Below are 23100 nucleotides of genomic sequence, written 5' to 3' on the forward strand. Positions count from 1 at the left end.
TAATAAAAATAAAAGGGGCTTTTATGAATATTTGTAAAATAAACTCAAATAAATTTATACTTTTTTTCGTAATAGCAGTAAATGCAATTATACCATTGATTGTCTGGCCTTTTGGAAATGATTATTTCTATCTTCCAAAGATTATAATTTTATCTGTACTTACGGTTTTATTACTATGCTTTATTTTGCTTAATAAACCCTTTAAGCTTAGTTTTTCAAAGGATTTCTTAGCTTTATATTTTTACCTGACCTTTGTTCTTTTGTCTGCAATTTTCTCAAAGTATAAAGCCCAGGCATTTTTAGGCGCTCATTTACGCTATGAAGGAGCCTTAACCTTAATAATATACTCTCTGATACTGTATTTTTCATATAAAACATCCTCTGAAAAAGACAATATAAAATATATACTTATTTCATTATTAATATCCTCATGTTTAATAGGAATTTATTCATTGATTCAATATTTTGGATTGGATTTTATTCCACGGGACGCATTTAGGCAGGAATGGATATATCATAGCTTTGCAACCCTCGGAAACCCCAATTTTTTAGGCAGCCACCTTTCCATGACCTTTATGATTTCTTTATGTTTATTTTTATCATGCAAAAAGTCAAAAACCTCTTGCCTGTTGTTTTTTGTAACCCTTATTTTATACTCAGCCTTGATTTGCTCACGGACAAGAAGTGCATGGGTAAGTACAGCTTTGACTTCTTTATTATTTTGTATATTGTTTTTTAAAAATATAATAAAAAATTATAAAAAGATAATTGTTCTTTTAATTGCATGTATCCTTATTACATATTCATTGAACAGCGTCCATGATGGTTTTATCTCAGATAGGTTTTTATCTTTTTTAAATGATTATAAAAGGATAACTGTAGATAAGGATGAAATAATGCGGGTGGGAAGTCAAAGAATATTTATATGGACAAGGACCTTTGAATATATTTTTGATAAACCCCTTTTAGGCAATGGGCCCGACACCTTTAACAAGGTTTTTTTCATGACCCCAGATGAAGCGAAATATTATTTCGGCTCTCCTTTAATATATGTAGATAAGGCTCATAACGAGTATCTGCAGATTGCCGTAACCATGGGTTTTCCGGCTTTATTCGCATATTTGTGGTTTTTGGCCTTAATTATTTATAAGTCTTTTAAGGCATTGAAAAGACATAAAAACATTTACTTAGTATGTTTGTTATCTGCCGTTATATCTTATTTAATTCAAGCGTTTTTCAATATAAGCGTTGTTTCCGTGGCCCCCGTATTCTGGTCAGTATTGGGATTATTAATGGCTTCTTATAAAAAAGCAGGTGTCAGATAACTGACACCCTTTCTTTATTCTTCTTCACATCCATGCAAATCTTTATGTTCTACGTGTATGGGTTCAAGGCCTTTTTTAACCCTGTAATCATTTATTGCTTCATGAATGGCATCTTCAGCCAGTACAGAACAGTGTACCTTTACGGGGGGAAGCCCTTCTAATGCTTCTATAACAGCTTTGTTTGAGATATTCCATGCATCATCCAAGGTTTTTCCTATGATCAATTCAGTAGCCATGCTGCTTGAAGCAACAGCAGCTCCGCAGCCGAAGGTTTTGAACTTTGCATCTTTAATAACGTCATCCTCGACCTTTAGGTAAATCTTCATAATATCGCCGCATTTTGCGTTTCCTACAGTGCCGACTCCGTCGGCATTTTCGATTTCCCCTACATTTCTGGGATTCATGAAATGATCCATTACTTTATCACTATACATTTACTGCTCCCCCTTTTTTTAAGTATTCTTCATATAATGGTGACATATTCCTGAGCCTCTCAACTATCTTAGGCAGCACATCAAGAATATAGTCGATATCTTCGTCTGTTGTTGCTTCTCCTAAAGATAATCTTAAGGAGCCATGAGCGATTTCATGAGACAATCCTATTGCCAAAAGGACATGGGAAGGATCTAATGAACCTGATGAACAGGCCGAACCGCTGGATGCGCATATTCCCATTTCATCTAACAGCAGAAGAAGTGATTCTCCTTCTATAAACTCAAAGCATACATTTACATTTCCCGGAAGCCTCTTTTCAAAATGACCGTTTAGCCTTGTATGAGGTATTTTTTCAATCAAGCCTTCTATAAGTTTGTTTCTTAACTTTATAAGCCTTTCAGCATGGCCTTGTATATCCAAACATGCAATTTCTATTGCTTTACCCAATCCTATTATTCCGGGAACGTTTTCGGTTCCAGCTCTTCTGCTTTTTTCCTGGCCGCCGCCGTGTATAAGCTGCTGTATTTTGACTCCCTTTCTTATATAAAGAGCACCAACCCCTTTAGGGCCGTAAAATTTATGGGCTGAAAGGGATAAAAGGTCTATGTTCATCTCTTTAACATCTATAGGTACATTACCTACTGCCTGGACGGCATCGGTATGGAAATACACTTTTTTCTCCCTGCACAGCTTTCCGATTTCTGCGATATTTTGAATTGTGCCTATTTCATTGTTGGCAAACATAACTGAAACGAGAATTGTTTCATCGGTAACTGCATTCTTTAGTTCATCTATACTTATAAGTCCGTCTTTGTCAACAGGAAGGTAGGTAACTTTATAACCGTTCTTTTCAAGGTATTCGCACACATGAAGAATTGCATGATGCTCAATGCTTGTGGTTATTATATGCTTACCCTTGCCTGCATTAGCCATGGCAACGCCTTTAAGTGCCCAGTTGTCGGCCTCACTGCCGCCGCCGGTAAAAAATATTTCGTTTGTATCTGCGTTAAGTACCTTTGCTACCTGTTCCCTGGCTTTTTCGATGGCAGACTTTGTCTCTCTTCCTATGGAGTATACTGATGAAGGATTGCCGAATTTCTCAGTGAAATAAGGCAGCATTTCATTAAGTACTTCAGTACTGGTAGGAGTTGTAGCCGCATGGTCCATGTACACTAATCTTTTCATAACTCTAATTCTCCTTTGCGATTAAGTGTTTATTTATTTCTTTAAGTTCTTTATAGTCATTTACCATGTCTGATAGGGTTATGGAGCTGACAACATCGTTGATTGCCGTTTTAATCTTTACCCATATAAGCCTTGTTGGGCAATAATGGACTCGAGAGCATTCAATATTCTCATCATCTGTAATACAATCAGATATTTCAACAGGACCTTCTAAAACTGAAAGTATCTGTCCAACGGTTATCAATGAAGGATCCTTTGATAATACATATCCGCCCTGGGCACCTCTGACGCTTTTAACCAGCTTTTGACGTCTTAATACTGCCATTAGCTGCTCCAGGTAATATTCCGATATTCCCTGCCTTTCAGCTATTCCCTTTAAGGATATGGGTTCATCACCACCGTAATGCAGGGCCAAATCAAACATTGCTTTTACACCGTATTGGCCTTTAGTTGATAATTTCATTGTATCACCACCATATAATCCCGACCTTTTAACTCTGAATTAATTAAATAATATCATACCCGAGTAAATTCGTCAACTTTAAATATGTAAATATACTAAAAATAGTTATTATATTCTAGTGCATCAATATGGTAGATTTTAATACAACAAAAAAGCTGAATCAATCAGCTTTTTTGTTGTATCTTTCTTTCAGTTCTTTAAATATTTCATCAAGCTGTATTTCCTTTTCATTTAAAAGTACAAGGCTGTGAAAGATTAAATCAGCCATTTCATAAATGGTCTCATGAGGGTTTTTATTTTTAGCGGCAATGATTACTTCTGCCGATTCCTCCCCTATTTTCTTTAATATTTTATCTATTCCCTTATCAAAGAGATAATTTGTATAAGAGCCTTCTTTAGGGTTTGCTTTCCTGTCTTTAATTATTTCATCTATATCGTAAAGTATTTTGTAATTTAAGCCTTCCTCATTTTTAAGCTGATTTTTAAAAAAACAGGAGAACTCTCCCGTATGACAGGCAGCTCCAAGCTGTTTTACTTTTATAAGAAGACTGTCGCTGTCACAATCTAAGCTTATCTCTTTTACATATTGAAAATTCCCTGATGTTGCTCCTTTATTCCACAGCTCTTTTCTGCTCCTGCTGTAAAAATGAGTCAGTCCCGTTTCAAGAGTCTTTTTATATGATTCTTCATTCATATAGGCAAGCATTAAAACTTCTCCCGTTACATAGTCCTGAATTATTGCAGGTATAAGCCCTGAATCATCAAATTTAATATCCATTTAATCACATCCTGACAGGTATATTGTTGTCTTTTAAATATTTTTTGAGGTCAGTTATTTTCATTTCATTATAATGAAATAAAGAAGCAGCTAAAGCTGCATCCACTCCGGATTTTTCAAAGACTTCCTTAAAGTGTGACAGGTTTCCCGCCCCCCCTGAGGCTATGACGGGAATATTAACCCTGTCTGTTATTTCTTTTAAAAGCAGGTTATCAAAGCCTTGCTTTGTACCGTCCGCATCCATACTGGTTACCAGAAGTTCTCCGGCACCTAATTCACATGATTTGACTGCCCATTCTGCGGCATCAATTCCCGTATTAATCCTTCCGCCGTTTATATAGACATCGAATCCTCTTTTATCTTCTCTCATTTTTGCATCTATGGCTACCACAATACATTGGCTTCCGTATTTCAATGCCGACCGATTTATAAAGTCGGGATCTTTAACTGCAGCGGAATTTATGGATACCTTGTCTGCCCCGGCATTAAGAAGATCTCTTATATCCTCCATTGTATTTATACCGCCGCCTACCGTCAATGGTATAAATACCTGCTCGGCAGTCCGCTCAACCACATCAATTATAGTTTTTCTCTTTTCATGGGATGCGGTAATATCAAGAAAGACTATTTCATCCGCTCCTTCCTTATCATATACCTTGGATATTTCCACCGGGTCGCCTGCATCAACAAGGTTCACGAAATTTATACCCTTTACCACCCTGCCGTCCTTTACATCAAGGCAGGGAATAATCCTTTTTAAGAGCATGTAGCCACCTCCAAAGCCTTTTCAATTTTCAAATTGCCGTCATATAATGCCCTTCCTATTATGGCACCGTCTATGCTCATATTTTTAAGAGCTTTTATATCTTCTATTGTTGTAACGCCGCCTGATGCTATTATATTTATATGTGTTTTATCCCTTATTTCCTTCAATCCTTCCATATCAGGGCCCGTCAGCATGCCATCCTTGCTTATATCTGTATAAATTATGGTTTTAACCCCTGCATTTATAAGGCTGTCTGCAAAATCCAGAACAAATATATCGGATATACCCTTCCAGCCGTTATATGCAACCCTTTTGTTCATGCAGTCAATAGACACGGCAATTTTATCATCATAATTCTCAACTGCCCATTTTACAAAATTGATATCCTTGATTGCGGCAGAACCTATGATTATCCTGTCAATGCCGGCGCCCAGTATGGTTTTTACGGCATCCTTATCCCTTATGCCTCCGCCCATCTGAACAAAAAGTCCTGTTTTATACTTTAATTCCTTTATAATATCAAGGTTTACGTATTCTCCCTTAAAGGCACCGTCCAAATCCACCACATGTATGGTTTTTGAACCCTTGCCGGCCCATAAAATTCCCGCATTAACGGGGTTATCAAAATAGACTGTGCTTTCCTCTGCCCTTCCCTGCCTTAAACGAACGCAGCTTCTATCCTTTATGTCTATTGCCGGATATATAATCATTTAACCATCCTCCTGAAATTATCAAGCATTTTAAGTCCTGCCTGTCCTGATTTTTCAGGGTGAAACTGAAGTCCAAAAACATTGGCAGAAGAAACAGAGGCAGTGATATCAACTCCATAATCGGTAACGGAAGAAGTTATGGTGTCCTTAGGTTCACAATAATAGGAATGTACAAAATAAACGTTGCTTTCATCAAGTCCCTGCAATATGGGGTCCCGGTTCTTCTTAATTTTCAGGCTGTTCCATCCCATATGAGGTATTTTAACACCTTCAGGTATCATTTTAACTTCTCCTTTTAAAATGCCTAACCCGTCGTGAATACCGTTTTCAAAGCTCTTTTCAAAGAGAAGCTGCATACCTAGGCAAATTCCTAAAAAAGGCTTTTTATCTTTAACGGATTTGATTATTGCTTCTTCTAATTTATTTTCTTTAATGCAATCAATGGCATCTTTGAAGGCTCCTACTCCGGGAAGTATAACTCCGTCGCTGCTTCTGATAAAGTTTGGATCAGAGGTTATACAGCATTTAGCTCCCACATATTCCATGGCTTTATATATGTTTTTAAGGTTTCCCATTCCGTAATCTATAATTGCAATCATTTTTTCCACCTCATAATACACCTTTCGTTGAAGGTATGGCATCAATTGAAGAATCTAAAGTCAGGGCTTTTCTTATGGCACGGGCTGCTGCTTTAAATACCGCCTCGGCTATATGGTGGCTGTTGCTGCCGTACATTAGCTTAATATGCAATGTAATTCCAAAATTAAATGCAAAGGCTCTGAAAAATTCTATAAATAACTCCGTATCCATATCCCCTATCTTTTGTGCCGGGAAATTGCAGTCAAATACCAGGTAAGGCCTTCCGCTTATATCAACACTTGCCATTGCCAGTGCTTCATCCATGGGAACAAAGTAAGTCCCGAATCTTTTTATCCCATTTTTATCTTCTATCGCACCTGCAAAGGCCATTCCCAATACTATTCCCGTATCCTCTACTGAATGGTGATAATCAACATGCTTGTCACCTGAAACCTTTATATTTCCGTCAAAATTGCCATGAGTTAAAAAGCTTATAAGCATATGGTCAAAAAAACCGATACCTGTATCTACTTCAATATTTCCGCTTCCTTCAACGGCAATTTCAATACTTATATCCGTTTCTTTGGTTTTTCTCTCTATGGATTTACACCTTCGCCGCATTATAACACCGCCAATCTTTAAAGCTTTTTATGACAAACTGGTTTTCTTCTCTTGTACCTACAGTTATCCTTAAGCAATTTGAAAGTTCGTTGCTGCCTTTAAAAATTCTTATGGCAACGCCCTTATCCATGAGCTTTGAGTAAATTTCCTCGGCATCAGGAGCCTTTACGAGTATAAAATTTCCGTAAGTATTGTAAATCTTCATATTGTCTATGGAATACAGGTTTTCTAACATGAATTCCTTTTCTTTTATTATTTTTGTGATATTTTCTGTCATTAACTCAGGATAATCAAGTATTATGGAGGCTATCTCCTGTGTTACTGCATTTACGTTATAAGGAGATTTTACCTTTAATAATTCATCAACTATTTTATTTTTGGCAACCAGATAACCTAAACGTATTCCCGCCATTCCCCAGGCTTTAGAAAGGGTTCTTAAGACAATCAGATTATCATATTTGTCAATTAAATCAACAATTGTCATATCGGAAAATTCATAATATGCCTCATCTAAAATGACCATGGAGCCGCTGTTTTCTATAAGCTTTATTACATCCTCCTTGGGAGTCAAAGTTCCCGTGGGATTATTGGGATTGCACAATACCACAAGCTTAGGCTTTACTTTCTTTACTTCTTCAATCATTTCATCCATATTGATATTGAAATCATCATCCCTTTTATACTCATAAACCCTGCCTTCATTAATTAAGGTATATATTCCATACATTGAGAATGTCGGAGTTGGGACAAAGATGGTGTTCCCCTTGCCTAGATAGGCACTTACAATTATATTAATAAGCTCATCGGAGCCGGCACCTACCATGATATTGTCTGCACCTATTCCGTTGGATGCATATTGCGCAAGCTTTCCACATAATTTATATGCCCTGGGGTCGGGATATCTGTTCAGCAAAAGGGAATTTAGCCGTTCCTTTATATTATTTAAAATGATTTTTGAAGGCTCATATGGATTTTCGTTGGAATCCAGCATTGTCTTTGGTCTTATTGATTCCGCATTATATGGCTTAAGTTTTTTTACTGCATCTTTAACATCATATGACATATTAAAACCTCACTTTTATGGAGTTTCCATGGGCAGATAATCCTTCATAGGCTGCAAAGCTTTGAATATCATCACTTACCTTTTCAAGGCCTGATTTGCTGTAGTATATAAAGCTTGATTTCTTTATAAATGCATCTACGGATAAGGGTGAAAAGAAAGCTGCGCTGCCTCCGGTGGGAAGCACATGATTAGGTCCTGCAAAATAATCGCCTAAAGGCTCGGGAGAATAATCGCCCAAGAAAATGGAGCCTGCATTTTTTATGGAATCTAAAAGCTCTATAGGGTTTTTTACCATGATTTCAAGGTGCTCAGGAGCTATTTTATTGGATAATTCAACGGCTTTTTCAATGCTTTGGACCTTGATTGCAGCACCATAATCATCTAAAGATTTCAAAATTATATCTTTTCTGTCTAATAGCTCGCACTGTCTTTCAAGCTCAATTATTACTTCATCAATTAATTTTTGAGATGTCGTTAAAAGTATGGAGGAAGCAAGCACATCATGCTCAGCCTGGGACATCATATCGGCAGCTATGAATTTGCTGTTTGCATTTTCATCTGCAATAATAAGTATTTCACTGGGGCCTGCTATCATGTCTATATCAACATTTCCAAAGACCTCTTTTTTAGCAGTTGCCACATATATATTACCGGGCCCCACTATTTTATCTACCTTAGGCACTGAATCTGTGCCGTAGGCAAAGGCAGCTACTGCATGAACCCCTCCTATTTTATATATTTCATGTACTCCGCATTCATTTGCGGCTACTATTGTATAAGGATTTATAATTCCGCTTTTACAGGGAGTGGCCATGGCAATCCTTCTTACTCCTGCAAGATTTGCGGGTATGGAATTCATTAAAACCGATGAAGGATATGAAGCTGTACCTCCAGGCACATATATTCCGACACTGTCTAAGGGCATCACCTTCTGGCCTAAAATTGAACCGTCGCTTCTTGTCATAAACCAGGGCTTTTGAATCTGGTTTTTATGAAACTCTTCTATATTGGTTTTGGCAGCATTTATTATCCTGATAAAATCAGCATCCACTTTATCATAAGCTTCACTGATTTCCTCATTTGTCAACATAATATTTTTATCGTTTATTTCCGAATGGTCAAATATTTTGCAATAATCAAAAACCGCCTTGTCTCCCTTTGACTTAACCCCTTTAAGCACATCCCAAACCTTTTTTCTTATTTCTTCATTTTCATTTTGCTGCCGGGATTTTAAGAAATTAATTATATCTTTTTCATTGCCATTGAGAACTCTAATCATCATTTCAACTCCTCTTAACAACACTCTGAAGTCTTTCGATTATATCTATGATTCTTTTATTTTCAAGCTTCATACTGGCCTTATTGACTACCACCCTGGCACTTATGTCTGCAATAACTTCTTTAATCTCAAGTCCGTTTTCCCTTAAGGTGGAGCCCGTTTGTACAAGGTCAACTATCACATCTGAAAGCCCGATTAACGGAGCTAATTCCACCGAGCCTGAAAGCTTTATTATCTTTACATCCATACCAACGGATGAAAAATACCTGGCAGATATATTGGGAAATTTTGTTGCGACCTTATATGCCTTTTTACTTTTAAAATCCAAGTTATAGGGGCCTGCCACTGCCATGCGGCATATTCCAAAGCCTAAATCCAAGGGCTCATATAAGTCCCTGGCTTCTTCCAACAGCACATCCTTTCCTACGATACCTATATCGGAACTTCCATATTCTACATATGTTGGTACATCTGCAGGCTTGACCAATATGAATTTTACTTTATTCTTCTCATCTGTGAAAATCAGTTTCCTGGACTCAATTTTCATTTCACTGCAGTTAAGACCTGTGCTTTCCAGCATTTCTGTACATTCATCGCTTATTCTTCCCTTTGCAAGGGCTATTGTAAGATACCGCATCATATCCTCCTAACCTATTAAACAGCTTAAACTGTATTTAACCTCACTGTCATTTACCAAATCCTTTATAAGTACAATATCATTGTCCAGGACCTTTATTATTTTATTTATACCCCTGTTTTTGCAATATTCCAGGGTCTTTTTATCGTCGTACACCAAATCGTTTTCTACTATGAATCCTTTGCTTCTTAAGTTGTTTGATATTTTGAATGCCACATCATTAAGTATTCCGTTCCAGGTTGTTATCAAATAATCGGCGCTTTTCATTTCCTTCAAACTCCCCTTCCTTCCCAAAACTTCAATAATGCGATTTATACCTAATGCGCAGCCGGCTGAAGATATGTTCCTGTCAAAATTCTGCGACAGATAGTCATATCTTCCTCCCCAGCAAATTGAAAATCCGCATTCCGTTGCATAGCCCCTAAAAATAATTCCGCTGTAATAGTTGAGGCTTTGGACCATTCCCAAATCGATTGATATATATTTTTCATATCCCCAATACCTTAAAATATTTATCAGGGATTTAAGTTCTTCAAGGGCTTTTCTTTCATCAGAACCTGTAAAATATTCTTCTATGCCGTCAATTATTTCTGTAGTGCCAAAGAGCCATGGAAGCCTTAATAGGCCTTGCTTTTTTTCATCGGGTATATCTGATTGCTCCAAAAGTTTTTCTATGGAATATCTGTCTTTATTGGATACTGCCTCATGTATATTATTCAAAAGCTCCTCGTCATATATTGAAGATGTCAATGCTTTAAACAACTTTACCTGGCCGATATCAATCCTGAAATCCTCAACCCCTGTTTTTAAAAGGGTTTCTATTGTAACTCCTATGATTTCAGCATCTGCTGAAATTGAGGCGGCACCCAGTATTTCTATACCTGCCTGCCGGTACTCACAGTTAATTAAGTTCTTTAAATCATTTCTGAAAACATTGCCGAAATAGCTTAGCCTTATGGGATAATCAAGCTTTTCCATCTTTGTTATGGACATCCTCATTATGGGAACGGTGATATCCGGCCTTAAAACCAGTATCCGTCCCTTTAAATCAAAGAGCTTGAACATCCTCTCCTGAGGCAGGGCATCAATTTTGCAGCTGAACAGGTCATAATATTCAAGCGTAGGCGTATCAACCTCCATATAGCCGTGAGTATTGAAAATATTCCTTACAATGCCTTCAACTTCTGTCCTGTTATAGCATTCGTTATATAATAAGTCATTAAATCCCTCGGGAGTCTTAAAGATATATTCGTTCATAATCTACCTCGTTAATTTAGTGTGATAAAGTATTGAAGTGATAAAAATATAATACTATGGTTTAATTTTTGTGTCAATAAGAAATAATAAGTAGTTTAAGGTGAATTTTTGATAGGATTATTTACTTGAGCCAGAAAGTAAGGTATGCCAGCTCCAATACTTCTTACTTTGATTCAGATAAAAATGGACCTGAAGTATGACATTAAGGCATACTTCAGGTCCAAAAATACAGTATAACGGGTGCTGTTGTGTTTTGAAGGCTTCATCCGCCATCTTTATAATGGAATAGTAGAGGTAATAGGAACAACATTTTCATTCACATCATATAGGGTAACTGAGCCGCTCATACTTACAGCATGCGTTTCATCATTGTTATTTAAAAAATCATCAATTAGATTCATCAGTCCCATTGGAATTCCCCTTTATGATATATATGTATCAATAATTTACAGTTCTTTTTCGCACTTGAGCTTATCATAAAACAGCCTGCTTAGCAATACATCGGCCCAGCGGTCATTTTGAGGGTGAAGAAGAATAAAGGATTTTGAAAATCTGCCATCTCTATCGGTATTTCAGAATGAAGCATAGTATACAGAAAAGCCAATGTAATCTTTGCCACATAAGATTTTTGTCTGTGTCATTTTGTACAATGTACATGACTCCTAACATCTTTTTAGCTCTCTTTTCTGTCTTCCCAAAGCTTTACACGATCTTCAAAGCTTACTACTTTATGTATTTGATGAAGCATCCATAGGTAACCGAATTCATCGCTGAAAATTGCATTTGCCACCCCATAGTCCGCCATTTCCGTTACGGGCTGAACTTCAATACATCCTGCCCCCATAGCTTTATTGTAAGTTTCTTTGATATCCGGTACTAAAATGTTGAACCATATGGATTGAGGATTATCGGGTTTTGGTGCAATTAACTGAAATTCCGGGTTTTCATCCAGCATATGAAAGCGTACACCATATATGGTAAAGACAGCCTCGTTTTGGCCTTTAGGAAAGGCTGTGACTTCCACCCTTTCAACTTCAAATATCTTTTCGTAAAGCTCCAAAGCTTTTATGCTGTCGGTTACCACCATATCAATTTCTACACCTGTCATAATTATGTACCTCCTTTAAAATTTAATTTGTGTTTTTTAAGGTTACTTCTACAATTTCAGGCCTGTTAAAAATTCTTAGGGGGATTATGCTGTTGCCTAAGCCTCTGCTAATATACATAGTTGAGTTGTTTTTAACGTGATGCCCGCTTGTATATTTAGGGAAAAAACCCTGGTCAGGGGCAACCAAGCCTCCTATAAATGGCAGTCTTACCTGGCCTCCATGTGCATGGCCGGAAAATATCAAATCCATATTGCTTTTAACATATAAATCAAATAGCTCCGGACGGTGTGAAAGCAATATTTTAAAACCATTATCATTCGTCCACTTTTTTAAGTTTGCTTCCAATTGGGCTGTTTTTGTGCCCTCCAAATAGTTAGACGTATAGAAGTCAGGGTCCCTTAAGCCTAATATGTCAATAGAAGCGTTTTCAATTGAAATGCTATCTTTTTCATCATCAAGAACCTTTACCCCCGCATTTAAAAGGCCAGACTTTATATCTTCATATTTGCCTGACCACTCCTCGTGGTTGCCGGATACATAATACACAGGAGCTATTTCAACTGCACCTTCAATGAATTCCATAGAAATTTCAAGATTGTATTTCCGCCTGTCTATCAAATCTCCTGTAACTACTATTATATCCGGAGAAATACTTTTTAATTTATCCAGCAATATATTTTGATTGTTTCCGAATTCCTTGTTATGTAAATCGGAAATTTGTGCAATTACAAACCCTTCAAATTCTTTTGGGATTTTAGGGTTTTTATAATCTGATTTTGTTATAGCTATACTGTTGTTCTGCCAATAGCAAAATATAATTAAGCTTATTAAAGCGAGAATGATAGATATAATTTTTTTACCTTTATCTGCGTGTTTTTTCATCATACATCACTTTTAGTTTCCCAGCTTTGCAATTCGATTATATTGCCTTCTATATCTTTTGCATATACAAGAGTAGCAATAACATTGTTGGGATATTCAGCTTTTATTAATTCACCGACCTGTCCTCCGCCCTCTTCTTTAATCCTTTGCAAGACATTTTCTACATCATCTACTTCAAAAGCCAAATGGCCAAAACCCACATTATTTATTTCCTTTGAATTATTATTTATCATACTGCCATATGAAAAAATCTCCAAGGTTGGGAAGCTTCCTTCATATCCCGGCAGTGCCAAATGCTCTCCGGTTATATGTGCATCAGGAAGACCGGTTAGTTTATCAACCCATTCCCCTTTTAAATTGCGCTCCGGGGGGATTGGTTTGCATCCGAAAACCTTTTGATAAAACAAAGAAACTTTTTTCCAGTCATTAGCGATTATATTGGTGTGCACATATTTTATTTTCATGTGTATACCTCCTTTATTTTATCCGTTCAAATCCTAAATAACGGGTGCCCTGAAAGGTTAGTTTTCCCATATCACCTTCTACCAGCATTCCATATTCGTTATCGTGAACATGAAATTCCATGCGGCTGCCGCTTTCCACTTCAAAAGTGACATAATAGGTAGTTGATGATGAGGAATGATGGATATTATTTGTACCGGAGTTGTGGTGATGGTGACTATGATGATGAACATCAGTGCGTTTTGTAACCACTGCCGCCGGAACCGTCAAGATTGGAGATTGATTATTTTTCTTCCATTGGGTAGCTCCCCTGACTAAGCTAAAAATAATCATACCAAATACGAATATAAACCCCATAAATACCATTAAAGGTATTATAGTAAACATAATGCTGCCAAAGCCGCCAAAAGGATCCATAATAGCCGTCCTCCATAAGGTAAAAATTAGTTTTCTCTTTAAGTATAACATAGGAAAAGAATACCGAAAATTAAACATTCATTAATTTTCCAGGCAGAAGACAAATAAAAAACCGGAATTAATCCGGTTTTTTATCAATAAAGCGGGTGTGCTTTGCAAAGCTTGATAACTCTGTCCTTATAGGCAGATAAGTCTTTATCCCTGTACTGTATAATTCCGTTTATAATGCTTGCAATTTCTATCATGTCTTCTTCAACAAAGCCTCTTGTTGTAACGGCAGGGGAACCTATTCTTATGCCGCTTGTTATAAATGGGCTTTCGGTATCAAAAGGAATGGCATTTTTATTAACGGTTATATTAACCTTCCCCAAAAGATTTTCCGCATCTTTTCCTGTAATGCCTTTATTTCTTAAATCAACGAGTATCAGGTGGTTATCTGTACCTCCTGAAACCAAATTAAAATCATATCTTATAAGTTCGTCGGCAATTGCCTTTGCATTTTTAACAACCTGTTCCTGATATTTCCTGAATTCAGGAGACAATGCCTCTTTGAAGCACACAGCCTTTGCTGCGATAACATGCATTAAAGGTCCGCCCTGAATTCCTGGAAAAATAGCCTTGTCTAAATCCTTTGCAAATTTTTCCTTGCAGATTATAGCGCCTCCGCGGGGGCCTCTTAAGGTTTTATGGGTTGTGGTTGTTACAAAATCCGCATAGGGTACCGGATTTGGATGAAGCCCTGCAGCCACTAATCCTGCAATATGAGCCATATCAACCATAAAATATGCCCCTACTTCATCACATATTTCCTTTATAAGCTTAAAATCTATTATACGGGGATAAGCGCTGGCGCCTGCAACGATAAGCTTGGGCTTAATTGATTTTGCAACATTTCTCAACTCATCATAATCAAGCATTCCCGTGTCCTTATTTATTCCATATGAATGGAAATTGTATATTTTTCCTGAAAAGTTAACAGGGCTTCCATGGGTGAGATGTCCGCCATGGGCGAGATTCATTCCGAGAACTGTATCTCCCGGCTCCAGGATTGTAAAATAAACCCCCATATTTGCCTGGGAACCTGAATGAGGCTGAACATTTACATGATCTCCTCCAAATATTTCTTTGAGCCTGTCTCTTGCTATATTTTCTGCCACATCTACAAATTCACAGCCGCCGTAATATCTTTTCCCTGGGTAGCCCTCAGCGTATTTGTTTGTTAATTGTGTACCCTGGGCTTCCATTACTGCCTTGCTGGTAAAATTCTCGGAAGCTATAAGCTCAATATGATGCTGCTGCCTGTCCATCTCATTTTTTATACACTCATAAATTTCCTGATCAGTTTTTAAAACTTCGTTAAGCATATGTGTTACAGTTCTCCTTTTCTTTTATGATATTAAAACATTATATCAGAATAACTCGAATAATTATACATGTCTATTGAGCAAATTATTGTAAAAATCATTCATTATTTGTAAATTATATAACGTGTTTCGGCATGAAATTTACTATATAAATTCACTATATAGTAAGTTATTTCATGAATTTCAATACCACTTCTATGAGTTCATCTATTGAATTCATACCTTCCTGATTGCAAATACTGCCTTTAATGCAATCCTTGGTGTAGTTTTCAAGTATAAGGCCGCCTACTTTATTGATGGCAGACCTGACTGCAGCTATCTGAACCAGTACATCGGTACAGCCTTCGTCATTATCTATCATCCTGTGTATGCCCCTGATTTGACCTTCGATTCTATTCAATCTGTTTTTTATATCTGCCTTCATTTTATCGCCTTCCATAAAAAAACCTCCCAATATACTATATAGGGGTATATTAAAATTATACTAATATCTATAATTCATGTCAAATCAAGTAAATTCAAATACAGCATTAAAAGCCTTTATTAACACCTGTCAAATCCTTTATGGCTTCACCGGCAATTATCAATCCAACGACAGAAGGTACAAAGGAAATACTTCCCGGAACATTTCTTCTTGAGCTGCAATTCCTTGCGGTTCCCGGAGGGCATATGCAGTTAACCTTGCAGGAAGCTTCTGCTTCCTGTTCCACTTTTATAGGCTCTTCCGTTGAATAAACCACCTTTAAAGATTCAATATTCCTTTTTCTTAATTCCTTGCGCATGACTTTTGCCAATGGATCTATGGTTGTTTTATATATGTCCGATACCGTAAATCTGGTCGGGTCTAATTTATTTCCTGCTCCCATACTGCTTATTATGGGAATATTCATCTCTTTGCACCGGACGACTAAGTCTATCTTTCCTGATATAGTATCGATGGCATCTACTACATAATCATAATCTTTATTTAAAAGCTCATCAGCTGTTTCATTGCTGTAGAATTTTTGATATGTTATAACCTCTGCTTTGGGATTAATATCTAAAATTCTCTCTTTCATAGCTTCTACCTTGGCTTTACCCACGGTTTTTCTTGTGGCATGAAGCTGCCTGTTTATATTGGTAAGGCAAATATTATCATCATCAATAAGCACTATTTTACCTAATCCCGATCTTATAAGCCCTTCCACTGTAAAAGAACCTACTCCGCCAACCCCGAAGACGGCAACAGTACTGTTTTTCAATATATCCATTTTTTCTTGCCCCAAAATCAACTCTGTCCTTGAAAATGCATTAAGCAAATTTACCCCTCCCATAGAAAAACCCGCTGTGCCGTAATATGAATGCTTTGAACCTGCTAAAGCAGGTGGGTAAATTCCTGATTACTTCATGCTTCCTTGAAGTTTTTGGTTCAGGGCATGCAATACATACTCAGAGACATTTTCCCGTTTAATTAGTGTTGGCTCAAAACACCTATTCATATACACGTACACAGCAGGCTGCTATTTTTTCTATAAATCGCAGAACTTGCAGTATACGAATAGTATGTTTCAAATCCTAAAATTTATGAGTTTATTTTATTTGGTATCAATGCTATCCCCAATTCCAGAAGCTGTGCTTCATCAACCGTAGACGGTGCATCTGTTAGAGGGTCTGATGCCTCTTTTGTCTTTGGGAAAGCAATGACATCCCTTATATTATCTGTATTGACCAAAAACATAATAAGCCTATCAAAGCCAAAAGCCAGACCGCCGTGAGGAGGTGTACCGTATTTGAAGGCTTCCAATAGGTAACCGAATTTTTCCCATGCCGTATTCATTTCAAGCCCTATAATTCCAAACATTTTTTCCTGGAGCTTGGAATCATGTATCCTTATGCTTCCGCCTCCTAATTCCTCACCGTTTAATACTATATCATAAGCCTTTGCTCTCACTCTTCCCGGTTCTTTTTCAAGATATTCTATATCCTCATCCATTGGCGATGTAAAGGGGTGGTGCACAGCAACATATCTTTTTTCCTCTTCATCATATTCTAAAAGGGGGAATTCAGTAACCCACAGAAATTTATGCTCAATATTTCCGTCAAGGATTCCTAGTTTTCTTGCAATCTCTAGCCTCAATTGACCAAGGGATGCATAAACAACCTTAGACTTGTCAGCTACAATCAGTATTAAATCTCCATCCTTAGCTTCTGTCCTTTTAATTATTTCGCTCATTTCATTTTCGCTTAGGAATTTCGATATTGGTGATTTTATTTCTCCGTTATTTAAGGCTATCCATGCCAGGCCTTTGGCGCCAAAGGTTTTAACAAAATCAGTAAGCCTGTCAATGTCCTTTCTTCCGAAATCACCGCAGCCAGCGGCATTTATTGCTCTTACATCTCCTCCATTTAGTAATGCATCTTTAAAGACTTTGAAATCCGAGGCCTTGACTATATCGTTTAAAGATTTTAACTCCATTCCAAATCTTATATCCGGCTTGTCGGAGCCAAACCTATCCATAGCCTCTTTATAAGGCATTCTCAAAAAAGGTACGCTTAAATCTATATTGTGTATTTCCTTGAATATCCTCTGTAATAGCCTTTCATTTACATCGATTACATCATCAACATCCACAAAGGATAATTCCATATCTATCTGGGTGAATTCAGGCTGCCTGTTTGCGCGCAAATCCTCATCTCTGAAGCATTTGGCTATCTGAAAATACCTGTCATAGCCTGACAGCATCAAAAGCTGTTTAAATAACTGGGGAGATTGGGGAAGGGCATAAAAATTGCCCGGCGATACACGGCTGGGAACCAGATAGTCCCTGGCACCTTCAGGAGTGCTTTTAGTCAGTATGGGAGTTTCTATTTCTATAAATCCGTTATCATCTAAAAAATCGCGGGCAATCTTTGCTGTCTTATGCCTTATTATCATATTTCTTTGCATGTCCGGCCTTCTTAAGTCTAAATATCTGTATTTAAGCCTTATTGCCTCAGAGGTATCCAAATCCTCTTTAATGATAATAGGCGGAGTTTCTGATTCTCCCAGTATCTTTATATCCTTTCCCAGTATTTCTATCATGCCTGTAGGAAGAGTTGTGTTAACGGATGATCTTTTTACAACCTCACCGGAAACTGCAATTACATATTCTGATTTTACGTTATCGGCCTTAAGAAAGGCAGCTTTATCTATTTCATCGCCTAATACCACCTGAACAAGGCCTGTTCTGTCTCTTAAATCGATGAATATAAGGCCTCCTAAATTTCTTTTTCTTTGAACCCATCCCATGACGGTTACGGTATTTCCTATATTTTCTTCCCTTAATGTGCCGCACATATGGGAACGTTTCAAGCCATTAAGTCTTTCAGCCATTTAAATTACCTCCAATTAAATGATAGATTTTATAGCATCTATGATTTTGTCAAGTTCAGCTTCTGTCTGTTCACCGGTTTCCATGTTTTTAATGTTGACCTTGTTTTTATCAAGTTCATCATCACCAAGTATAATTGTGTATCTCGCATTTATTTTATCCGAATATTTCATCTGCCCTTTAAGGCTTCTTTGCATGTGATCCTTATCGGCAGAGATGTTGTTTTTCCTTAAATCGTTTATAATGTTGAAGGCCTTTATTTCAGCGTCTTTTCCTAAAGCTGCAATAAATACATCGATTTTATTCTTTACGGGAAGTTCAATATTTTGACTCTGCAATGTTAATAAAAGCCTTTCAATACCCATGCCAAATCCTACTGCGGGAAGGGGAGGTCCGTCACATTCTTCAAATAAGCCGTCATAGCGTCCTCCTCCGCATACAGTGCCCTGGGCTCCTATGTCATTTGAAATAATTTCAAAAACAGTTTTTGTATAATAGTCAAGTCCCCTCACTATCATGGGGTTGATATTGTATTTGTATCCAAGTACATCAAGGTGTTTTTTCAAGCCTTCAAAATGGTCGCTGCACTCCTCGCAAAGATAATCTATTATAACAGGGGCATCCTTTACGATTTCCTTGCATTTATCCATTTTGCAATCCAGTATTCTTAATGGATTTCTGTCAAACCTGTCCTTACAGGTTTCGCATAATTCATCCATGTTAGCCTTTAAATATTCCTTAAGGGCCTTGTTATATTCTGCACGGCATTTGCTGCAGCCTATGCTGTTTATATTAATTTCAAGATTTTTAACTTTAAGCCTTCTGTATAAATCCATAGCAAGGCTTATAACTTCGGCATCGGCAGAAGGTTCTTTTGAACCGAAAATTTCTATTCCGAACTGGTGGTGTTCCCTTAGCCTTCCGGCTTGGGGCTTTTCGTATCTGAAAACCGGAGTTATATAAAAAAGCTTTCCTGGCAGCGGTTCATTATAAAGATTATGTTCAATAAATGCTCTGACGGCAGGAGAAGTGCCTTCCGGCTTTAATGTAATGCTTCTGCCCGACCTATCTAAGAAAGTATACATTTCCTTTTGTACTATGTCAGTAGTCTCTCCTATACCTCTTTGAACAAGTTCTGTATGTTCAAAGGTAGGAGTCCTGATTTCTTTTATGTTATAAAGCTCACACATATCTCGCATAAGCTTTTCGACATATTGCCAGCTTCCTGATTCAGAAGGCAATACATCCTTTGTTCCTCTTGGCGCTTTAATAGCCATCTTTATACCTCCTAAAAATAAATAAACTTCCTATCCCTGAAAGGGACGGAAGTTCCGCGGTGCCACCCTGATTGGATATAAAATCCCACTTATAATCCTTAACGCGGAAAACGCGGCTTTTTTATAAGCCATGCTCATGAGTGTCTTTCAGCTACCTTTTTCCTATGCACCCTTTCAATCTATGGAGTACACTCCCTTAAAGACAGTATAACCTACTCTTCTCTTTCATCACATTATTACAAATATAAGAAACATTGTGAAATCTATAGAAATAATTATAATATCTGACTATTGCTATGTCAACATGCCCAAGGCCTTAATCTTTTTTTCAGTGCTCTCCTTTATTGTATTTATATATTCCGTTAAATCCTTTTTGTTCGCGTAGCGCTCAATGCGGTTTTCATTAGTAAAAACCATCTTTGTGACAGAATCGGCGCCTATGCCTATAATTGTTTCCTTTTCTTCTATCATTTGAATATTATATAAACATTCTTTATCTTTTATACAATAACCTACATTTTCAAGATTGCCTGCGCTTTTCTTTTGTCTGTACATATAATAAGGAGTGTAATGATTTTTAAAAAGATTGGTGTAAATATATTCCATCAAAGCATCGTATATGTTGTCACTATTTAAGTTGTCTTCCTTGCCGCTTATAATTTCTTCCTTCAATTTTGATGCTCTTTTTAGTGACATACTGTGAACCGTTATATTTTCGGGATTGAGCTTGATTATTTCATCAAGGGTATTTTTTATGTCTTCTTCAGTTTCACCTGGCAATCCAACAATCATGTCCATATTAATGCTATTGAAATTATATTTACGTGCCAGTTCATACTTATCTATTATATCTTTTACACTATGTAGCCTTCCTATTCTCTTTAACGTGTCATCATTCATGGTTTGAGGATTTATACTTATCCTATCAACCATATGCTCATGCATTATATCAAGCTTTTCTTTTGTGATGGTATCCGGCCTGCCGGCTTCCACAGTAAATTCCTTTAAGGATTTTACATGAAATTTTTGTGCGGCATGATTAATAACTTCATAAAAACTGTCATCATCCAGAGATGTAGGAGTTCCTCCGCCGATATACAGAGTATCTATTTTAAACTTCCCATCTATAAAACGACTTAATTCATCCATTTCATATTTCAAAGCCTCTATATATGAAGAAATATATTTTTCATAAGGCTTTATCGGATAAGCGGCGAAGGAACAATAGACGCACCTTGTCGGGCAAAAAGGTATGCCTATATATATGGAAATATTTTTACTGTCAGTGTTTATCAAAGGATAACTTATATCCGATACTTTTGTTACCAGATTAATTTTATCTTCCCTCACACGGTATTTATCCCCCAATATATCTTTGATTTCATCTATCGATGAATCCTTTGATTTAAGGTCATTTACTATCTTTGCAGGCCTTATGCCTACAAGTATGCCCCAGGGCATATTTACTCCCGTAAGGTTTTTAAGCATATTATAAGCTGTAATTTTTACGCAATGCTTCGTTAATTTTTTTATATTTTCATCAATAGGAAGGGATTCCTCAGAGCTTGATATAAGGTTTTTGACACCGGATTCTACGTGATATAAAAAGCAGCTTCCTTTGATTTTATCCTCATTTACACTGATGAAACTCTTTATATATCTGCAATAAACAGGCAGTTCATCTTCACTGTTAATAGTTGTTATTTTCTCTTGGGGAAAATACAAGGTCACCATTTCATATATTTCATATGAATAATTGTGACCTTCAAGTAAAACATAATACATATAATATCTCCTAATAATCCTTTTGGTAGTCCTCACGGAGCTTCTTTATATAATCCTCGTCTACTCCAAATTCATTTGATATTTCTGCATCGCTGAAGCCTTCCTCAAACATTTCTTCATAGTCATTGGAGCCTAATTCCAAATTTTTCTGAACTTTTTTGATTTTGAAATAATTAGTCCTCTTTTTCAAACTATTACCTCCCAAATGATTCTAAAATTATTTTAACCATTAGATTGAGAGGTATTCAAAAGTCACTATTATTTTAAATTAAAGTTATAAAAAAGGGTTTGACTTCTTTTCTCTTCCTATTGTCGAAGAATTTCCATGGCCAGGATGAACCTTTGTTCCTTCAGGAAAGATAAGAAGCTTTTCATTTATGGATTTAATTAAAACCTCATAGGAGCCTCCGGGCAAATCCGTCCTGCCGACCGAATTGAAAAACAATGTGTCACCGGTAAATAAATTATCTTCAACCTTTATTGTTATGCCGCCTGGCGTATGCCCGGGAGTTTCAATTATTTCTAAAAATTCACCTCCGAATTTAAGCTTGTCTTTATCCTTTAAAAAATCATCCGCAGATACATCTTCAAAATCTGGAAAGAAATTTGATATTATGTTCTCCTTTGATAGAAGGCCGGTGTCTTTTTCATTTATAAGTACAGGTATGTTAAGCATCTGCTTTAAATAATTAACGCCGCCGGTATGGTCAAAATGGCCATGGGTTAATATTATAAACAATATCTTTATACCCTCATTATTAATAAGCTTCAATATCTTTTCCCCGTCACCGCCGGGATCTATAACAAAGCCCTCTCTCGATGTTTCATCATATACACAATAGCAATTAGCTCCATATATACCTGCCGGTATTTTTAAATATTTCATATTTAACTTTCCTCTCCTAAAAATTTTTTCTGCTGTCAAGAAGAATAGTTACAGGTCCGTTATTTATGATTTTAACTGTCATATGAGCCTGAAATACTCCCGTTTCTACCTTTATATTATTTATTCTTACATAATCGATAAATTTATTATAAAGTTCAACCGCTGTCTCAGGCTTTGCCGCAGCCATAAAATTAGGCCTCCTGCCTTTGCGGCAATCGCCTAACAATGTGAACTGTGATACAGCCAATATTTCTCCTTTTATATCTAACAATGATAGATTCATTTTATCATTTTCATCTTCAAAAATTCTTAAATTTATAATCTTATCTGCCAAGTATTTTGAATCTTCCTCTGTATCCCCCTCTTCCACTCCAAGGAATACAGCCAAGCCGCAATTTATGCTGCCTTTAATTTTTTCATCCACTATAACTTCCGAATTATCAACTCTCTGAACGACTGCTCTCATTTAA

General features: G+C 36.8%; 27 protein-coding genes, 1 other RNA gene and 1 other annotated feature. Of the genes, 1 reads left to right on the forward strand and 27 read right to left on the reverse strand.

From position 1 onward, the window contains the following. Positions 1–23: 23 nt before the first annotated feature. Positions 24–1325, forward strand: a complete 1302-nt coding sequence (locus OXPF_RS07105; protein WP_054874507.1) for an O-antigen ligase family protein — start codon at positions 24–26, stop codon at positions 1323–1325. Between the two features lie 14 nt (positions 1326–1339). Here the strand turns inward: OXPF_RS07105 and nifU are convergent, their stop codons facing one another. The 27 genes from nifU to dtd form a co-directional block, all read right to left on the reverse strand. Continuing rightward, positions 1340–1759: a Fe-S cluster assembly scaffold protein NifU gene (gene nifU, locus OXPF_RS07110; protein WP_054874508.1), complete on the reverse strand. Its 420-nt coding sequence runs from the start codon at positions 1757–1759 to the stop codon at positions 1340–1342. Then, complete coding sequence (gene nifS / locus OXPF_RS07115; RefSeq protein WP_054874509.1) at positions 1752–2945, reverse strand: cysteine desulfurase NifS; 1194 nt, start codon at positions 2943–2945, stop codon at positions 1752–1754. Before nifS ends, nifU begins: the two co-directional genes overlap by 8 nt. A gap of 4 nt (positions 2946–2949) precedes the next feature. Next, the gene (locus tag OXPF_RS07120) at positions 2950–3408 is read right to left on the reverse strand and encodes an RrF2 family transcriptional regulator (protein WP_054874510.1); all 459 of its coding nucleotides are present in this window, start codon (positions 3406–3408) and stop codon (positions 2950–2952) included. A 160-nt stretch (positions 3409–3568) separates the two neighbouring features. Beyond that, on the reverse strand, positions 3569–4186 hold the full coding sequence (hisIE, locus tag OXPF_RS07125) for a bifunctional phosphoribosyl-AMP cyclohydrolase/phosphoribosyl-ATP diphosphatase HisIE (RefSeq protein ID WP_054874511.1): 618 nt from the start codon (positions 4184–4186) through the stop codon (positions 3569–3571). 4 nt (positions 4187–4190) lie between these two features. Further along, positions 4191–4952: an imidazole glycerol phosphate synthase subunit HisF gene (gene hisF / locus OXPF_RS07130; protein WP_054874512.1), complete on the reverse strand. Its 762-nt coding sequence runs from the start codon at positions 4950–4952 to the stop codon at positions 4191–4193. Beyond that, entirely contained in the window at positions 4943–5662 is a 720-nt protein-coding gene (gene hisA, locus OXPF_RS07135; RefSeq protein ID WP_054874513.1) for a 1-(5-phosphoribosyl)-5-[(5-phosphoribosylamino)methylideneamino]imidazole-4-carboxamide isomerase, read from the reverse strand. The genes hisF and hisA overlap by 10 nt, the downstream gene beginning before the upstream one ends. Beyond that, positions 5659–6261 carry an imidazole glycerol phosphate synthase subunit HisH gene (gene hisH / locus OXPF_RS07140; protein ID WP_054874514.1) on the reverse strand — a complete coding sequence of 201 codons (603 nt, stop codon included), beginning with the start codon at positions 6259–6261 and terminating at the stop codon, positions 5659–5661. Before hisH ends, hisA begins: the two co-directional genes overlap by 4 nt. Positions 6262–6271: 10 nt before the next feature. Then, a complete protein-coding gene (gene hisB, locus OXPF_RS07145; protein WP_054874515.1) occupies positions 6272–6862 on the reverse strand; it encodes an imidazoleglycerol-phosphate dehydratase HisB in 591 nt (196 codons plus the stop codon). Beyond that, positions 6846–7925 (reverse strand): histidinol-phosphate transaminase, encoded by a 1080-nt coding sequence (gene hisC / locus OXPF_RS07150; RefSeq protein ID WP_054874516.1) that lies wholly within the window; start codon positions 7923–7925, stop codon positions 6846–6848. Before hisC ends, hisB begins: the two co-directional genes overlap by 17 nt. Position 7926: 1 nt before the next feature. Continuing rightward, the gene (gene hisD / locus OXPF_RS07155) at positions 7927–9204 is read right to left on the reverse strand and encodes a histidinol dehydrogenase (protein WP_054874652.1); all 1278 of its coding nucleotides are present in this window, start codon (positions 9202–9204) and stop codon (positions 7927–7929) included. Positions 9205–9208: 4 nt separating this feature from the next. Then, entirely contained in the window at positions 9209–9841 is a 633-nt protein-coding gene (gene hisG, locus OXPF_RS07160) for an ATP phosphoribosyltransferase (protein WP_054874517.1), read from the reverse strand. Positions 9842–9850: 9 nt separating this feature from the next. Continuing rightward, positions 9851–11098 (reverse strand): ATP phosphoribosyltransferase regulatory subunit, encoded by a 1248-nt coding sequence (gene hisZ / locus OXPF_RS07165; protein ID WP_054874518.1) that lies wholly within the window; start codon positions 11096–11098, stop codon positions 9851–9853. A 275-nt stretch (positions 11099–11373) separates the two neighbouring features. Continuing rightward, entirely contained in the window at positions 11374–11508 is a 135-nt protein-coding gene (locus OXPF_RS23355; protein WP_278308359.1) for a hypothetical protein, read from the reverse strand. Positions 11509–11771: 263 nt separating this feature from the next. Further along, the gene (locus OXPF_RS07170) at positions 11772–12206 is read right to left on the reverse strand and encodes a VOC family protein (RefSeq protein ID WP_054874519.1); all 435 of its coding nucleotides are present in this window, start codon (positions 12204–12206) and stop codon (positions 11772–11774) included. Positions 12207–12228: 22 nt separating this feature from the next. Further along, entirely contained in the window at positions 12229–13092 is an 864-nt protein-coding gene (locus OXPF_RS07175) for a metallophosphoesterase (protein ID WP_341442150.1), read from the reverse strand. Next, complete coding sequence (locus OXPF_RS07180) at positions 13089–13553, reverse strand: VOC family protein (protein ID WP_054874521.1); 465 nt, start codon at positions 13551–13553, stop codon at positions 13089–13091. The genes OXPF_RS07175 and OXPF_RS07180 overlap by 4 nt, the downstream gene beginning before the upstream one ends. A gap of 13 nt (positions 13554–13566) precedes the next feature. Further along, positions 13567–13968: a DUF2500 domain-containing protein gene (locus OXPF_RS07185; protein WP_054874522.1), complete on the reverse strand. Its 402-nt coding sequence runs from the start codon at positions 13966–13968 to the stop codon at positions 13567–13569. Positions 13969–14102: 134 nt separating this feature from the next. Next, a complete protein-coding gene (locus tag OXPF_RS07190; RefSeq protein WP_054874523.1) occupies positions 14103–15332 on the reverse strand; it encodes a serine hydroxymethyltransferase in 1230 nt (409 codons plus the stop codon). Positions 15333–15501: 169 nt separating this feature from the next. After that, positions 15502–15771 carry a metal-sensitive transcriptional regulator gene (locus OXPF_RS07195; protein ID WP_054874524.1) on the reverse strand — a complete coding sequence of 90 codons (270 nt, stop codon included), beginning with the start codon at positions 15769–15771 and terminating at the stop codon, positions 15502–15504. A 91-nt stretch (positions 15772–15862) separates the two neighbouring features. Continuing rightward, the gene (locus tag OXPF_RS07200; protein WP_054874653.1) at positions 15863–16630 is read right to left on the reverse strand and encodes a tRNA threonylcarbamoyladenosine dehydratase; all 768 of its coding nucleotides are present in this window, start codon (positions 16628–16630) and stop codon (positions 15863–15865) included. A 16-nt stretch (positions 16631–16646) separates the two neighbouring features. After that, positions 16647–16833, reverse strand: a non-coding RNA gene (gene ssrS / locus OXPF_RS21685) — 6S RNA. A gap of 60 nt (positions 16834–16893) precedes the next feature. Continuing rightward, complete coding sequence (gene aspS, locus OXPF_RS07205) at positions 16894–18684, reverse strand: aspartate--tRNA ligase (RefSeq protein WP_054874525.1); 1791 nt, start codon at positions 18682–18684, stop codon at positions 16894–16896. A gap of 15 nt (positions 18685–18699) precedes the next feature. Further along, entirely contained in the window at positions 18700–19959 is a 1260-nt protein-coding gene (gene hisS, locus OXPF_RS07210) for a histidine--tRNA ligase (RefSeq protein WP_054874526.1), read from the reverse strand. A gap of 38 nt (positions 19960–19997) precedes the next feature. Then, positions 19998–20197, reverse strand: a binding site (T-box leader). A 56-nt stretch (positions 20198–20253) separates the two neighbouring features. Beyond that, entirely contained in the window at positions 20254–21744 is a 1491-nt protein-coding gene (gene hemZ / locus OXPF_RS07215) for a coproporphyrinogen dehydrogenase HemZ (RefSeq protein ID WP_054874527.1), read from the reverse strand. Between the two features lie 10 nt (positions 21745–21754). After that, positions 21755–21934, reverse strand: a complete 180-nt coding sequence (locus OXPF_RS07220) for a DUF1700 domain-containing protein (RefSeq protein ID WP_054874528.1) — start codon at positions 21932–21934, stop codon at positions 21755–21757. A gap of 84 nt (positions 21935–22018) precedes the next feature. Continuing rightward, complete coding sequence (locus OXPF_RS07225; RefSeq protein ID WP_054874529.1) at positions 22019–22630, reverse strand: MBL fold metallo-hydrolase; 612 nt, start codon at positions 22628–22630, stop codon at positions 22019–22021. A 16-nt stretch (positions 22631–22646) separates the two neighbouring features. Then, complete coding sequence (dtd, locus tag OXPF_RS07230; RefSeq protein WP_054874530.1) at positions 22647–23096, reverse strand: D-aminoacyl-tRNA deacylase; 450 nt, start codon at positions 23094–23096, stop codon at positions 22647–22649. Positions 23097–23100: the final 4 nt, after the last annotated feature.

It is taken from the genome of Oxobacter pfennigii, assembly GCF_001317355.1.
Classification (GTDB): Bacteria; Bacillota; Clostridia; order Clostridiales; family Oxobacteraceae; genus Oxobacter; species Oxobacter pfennigii.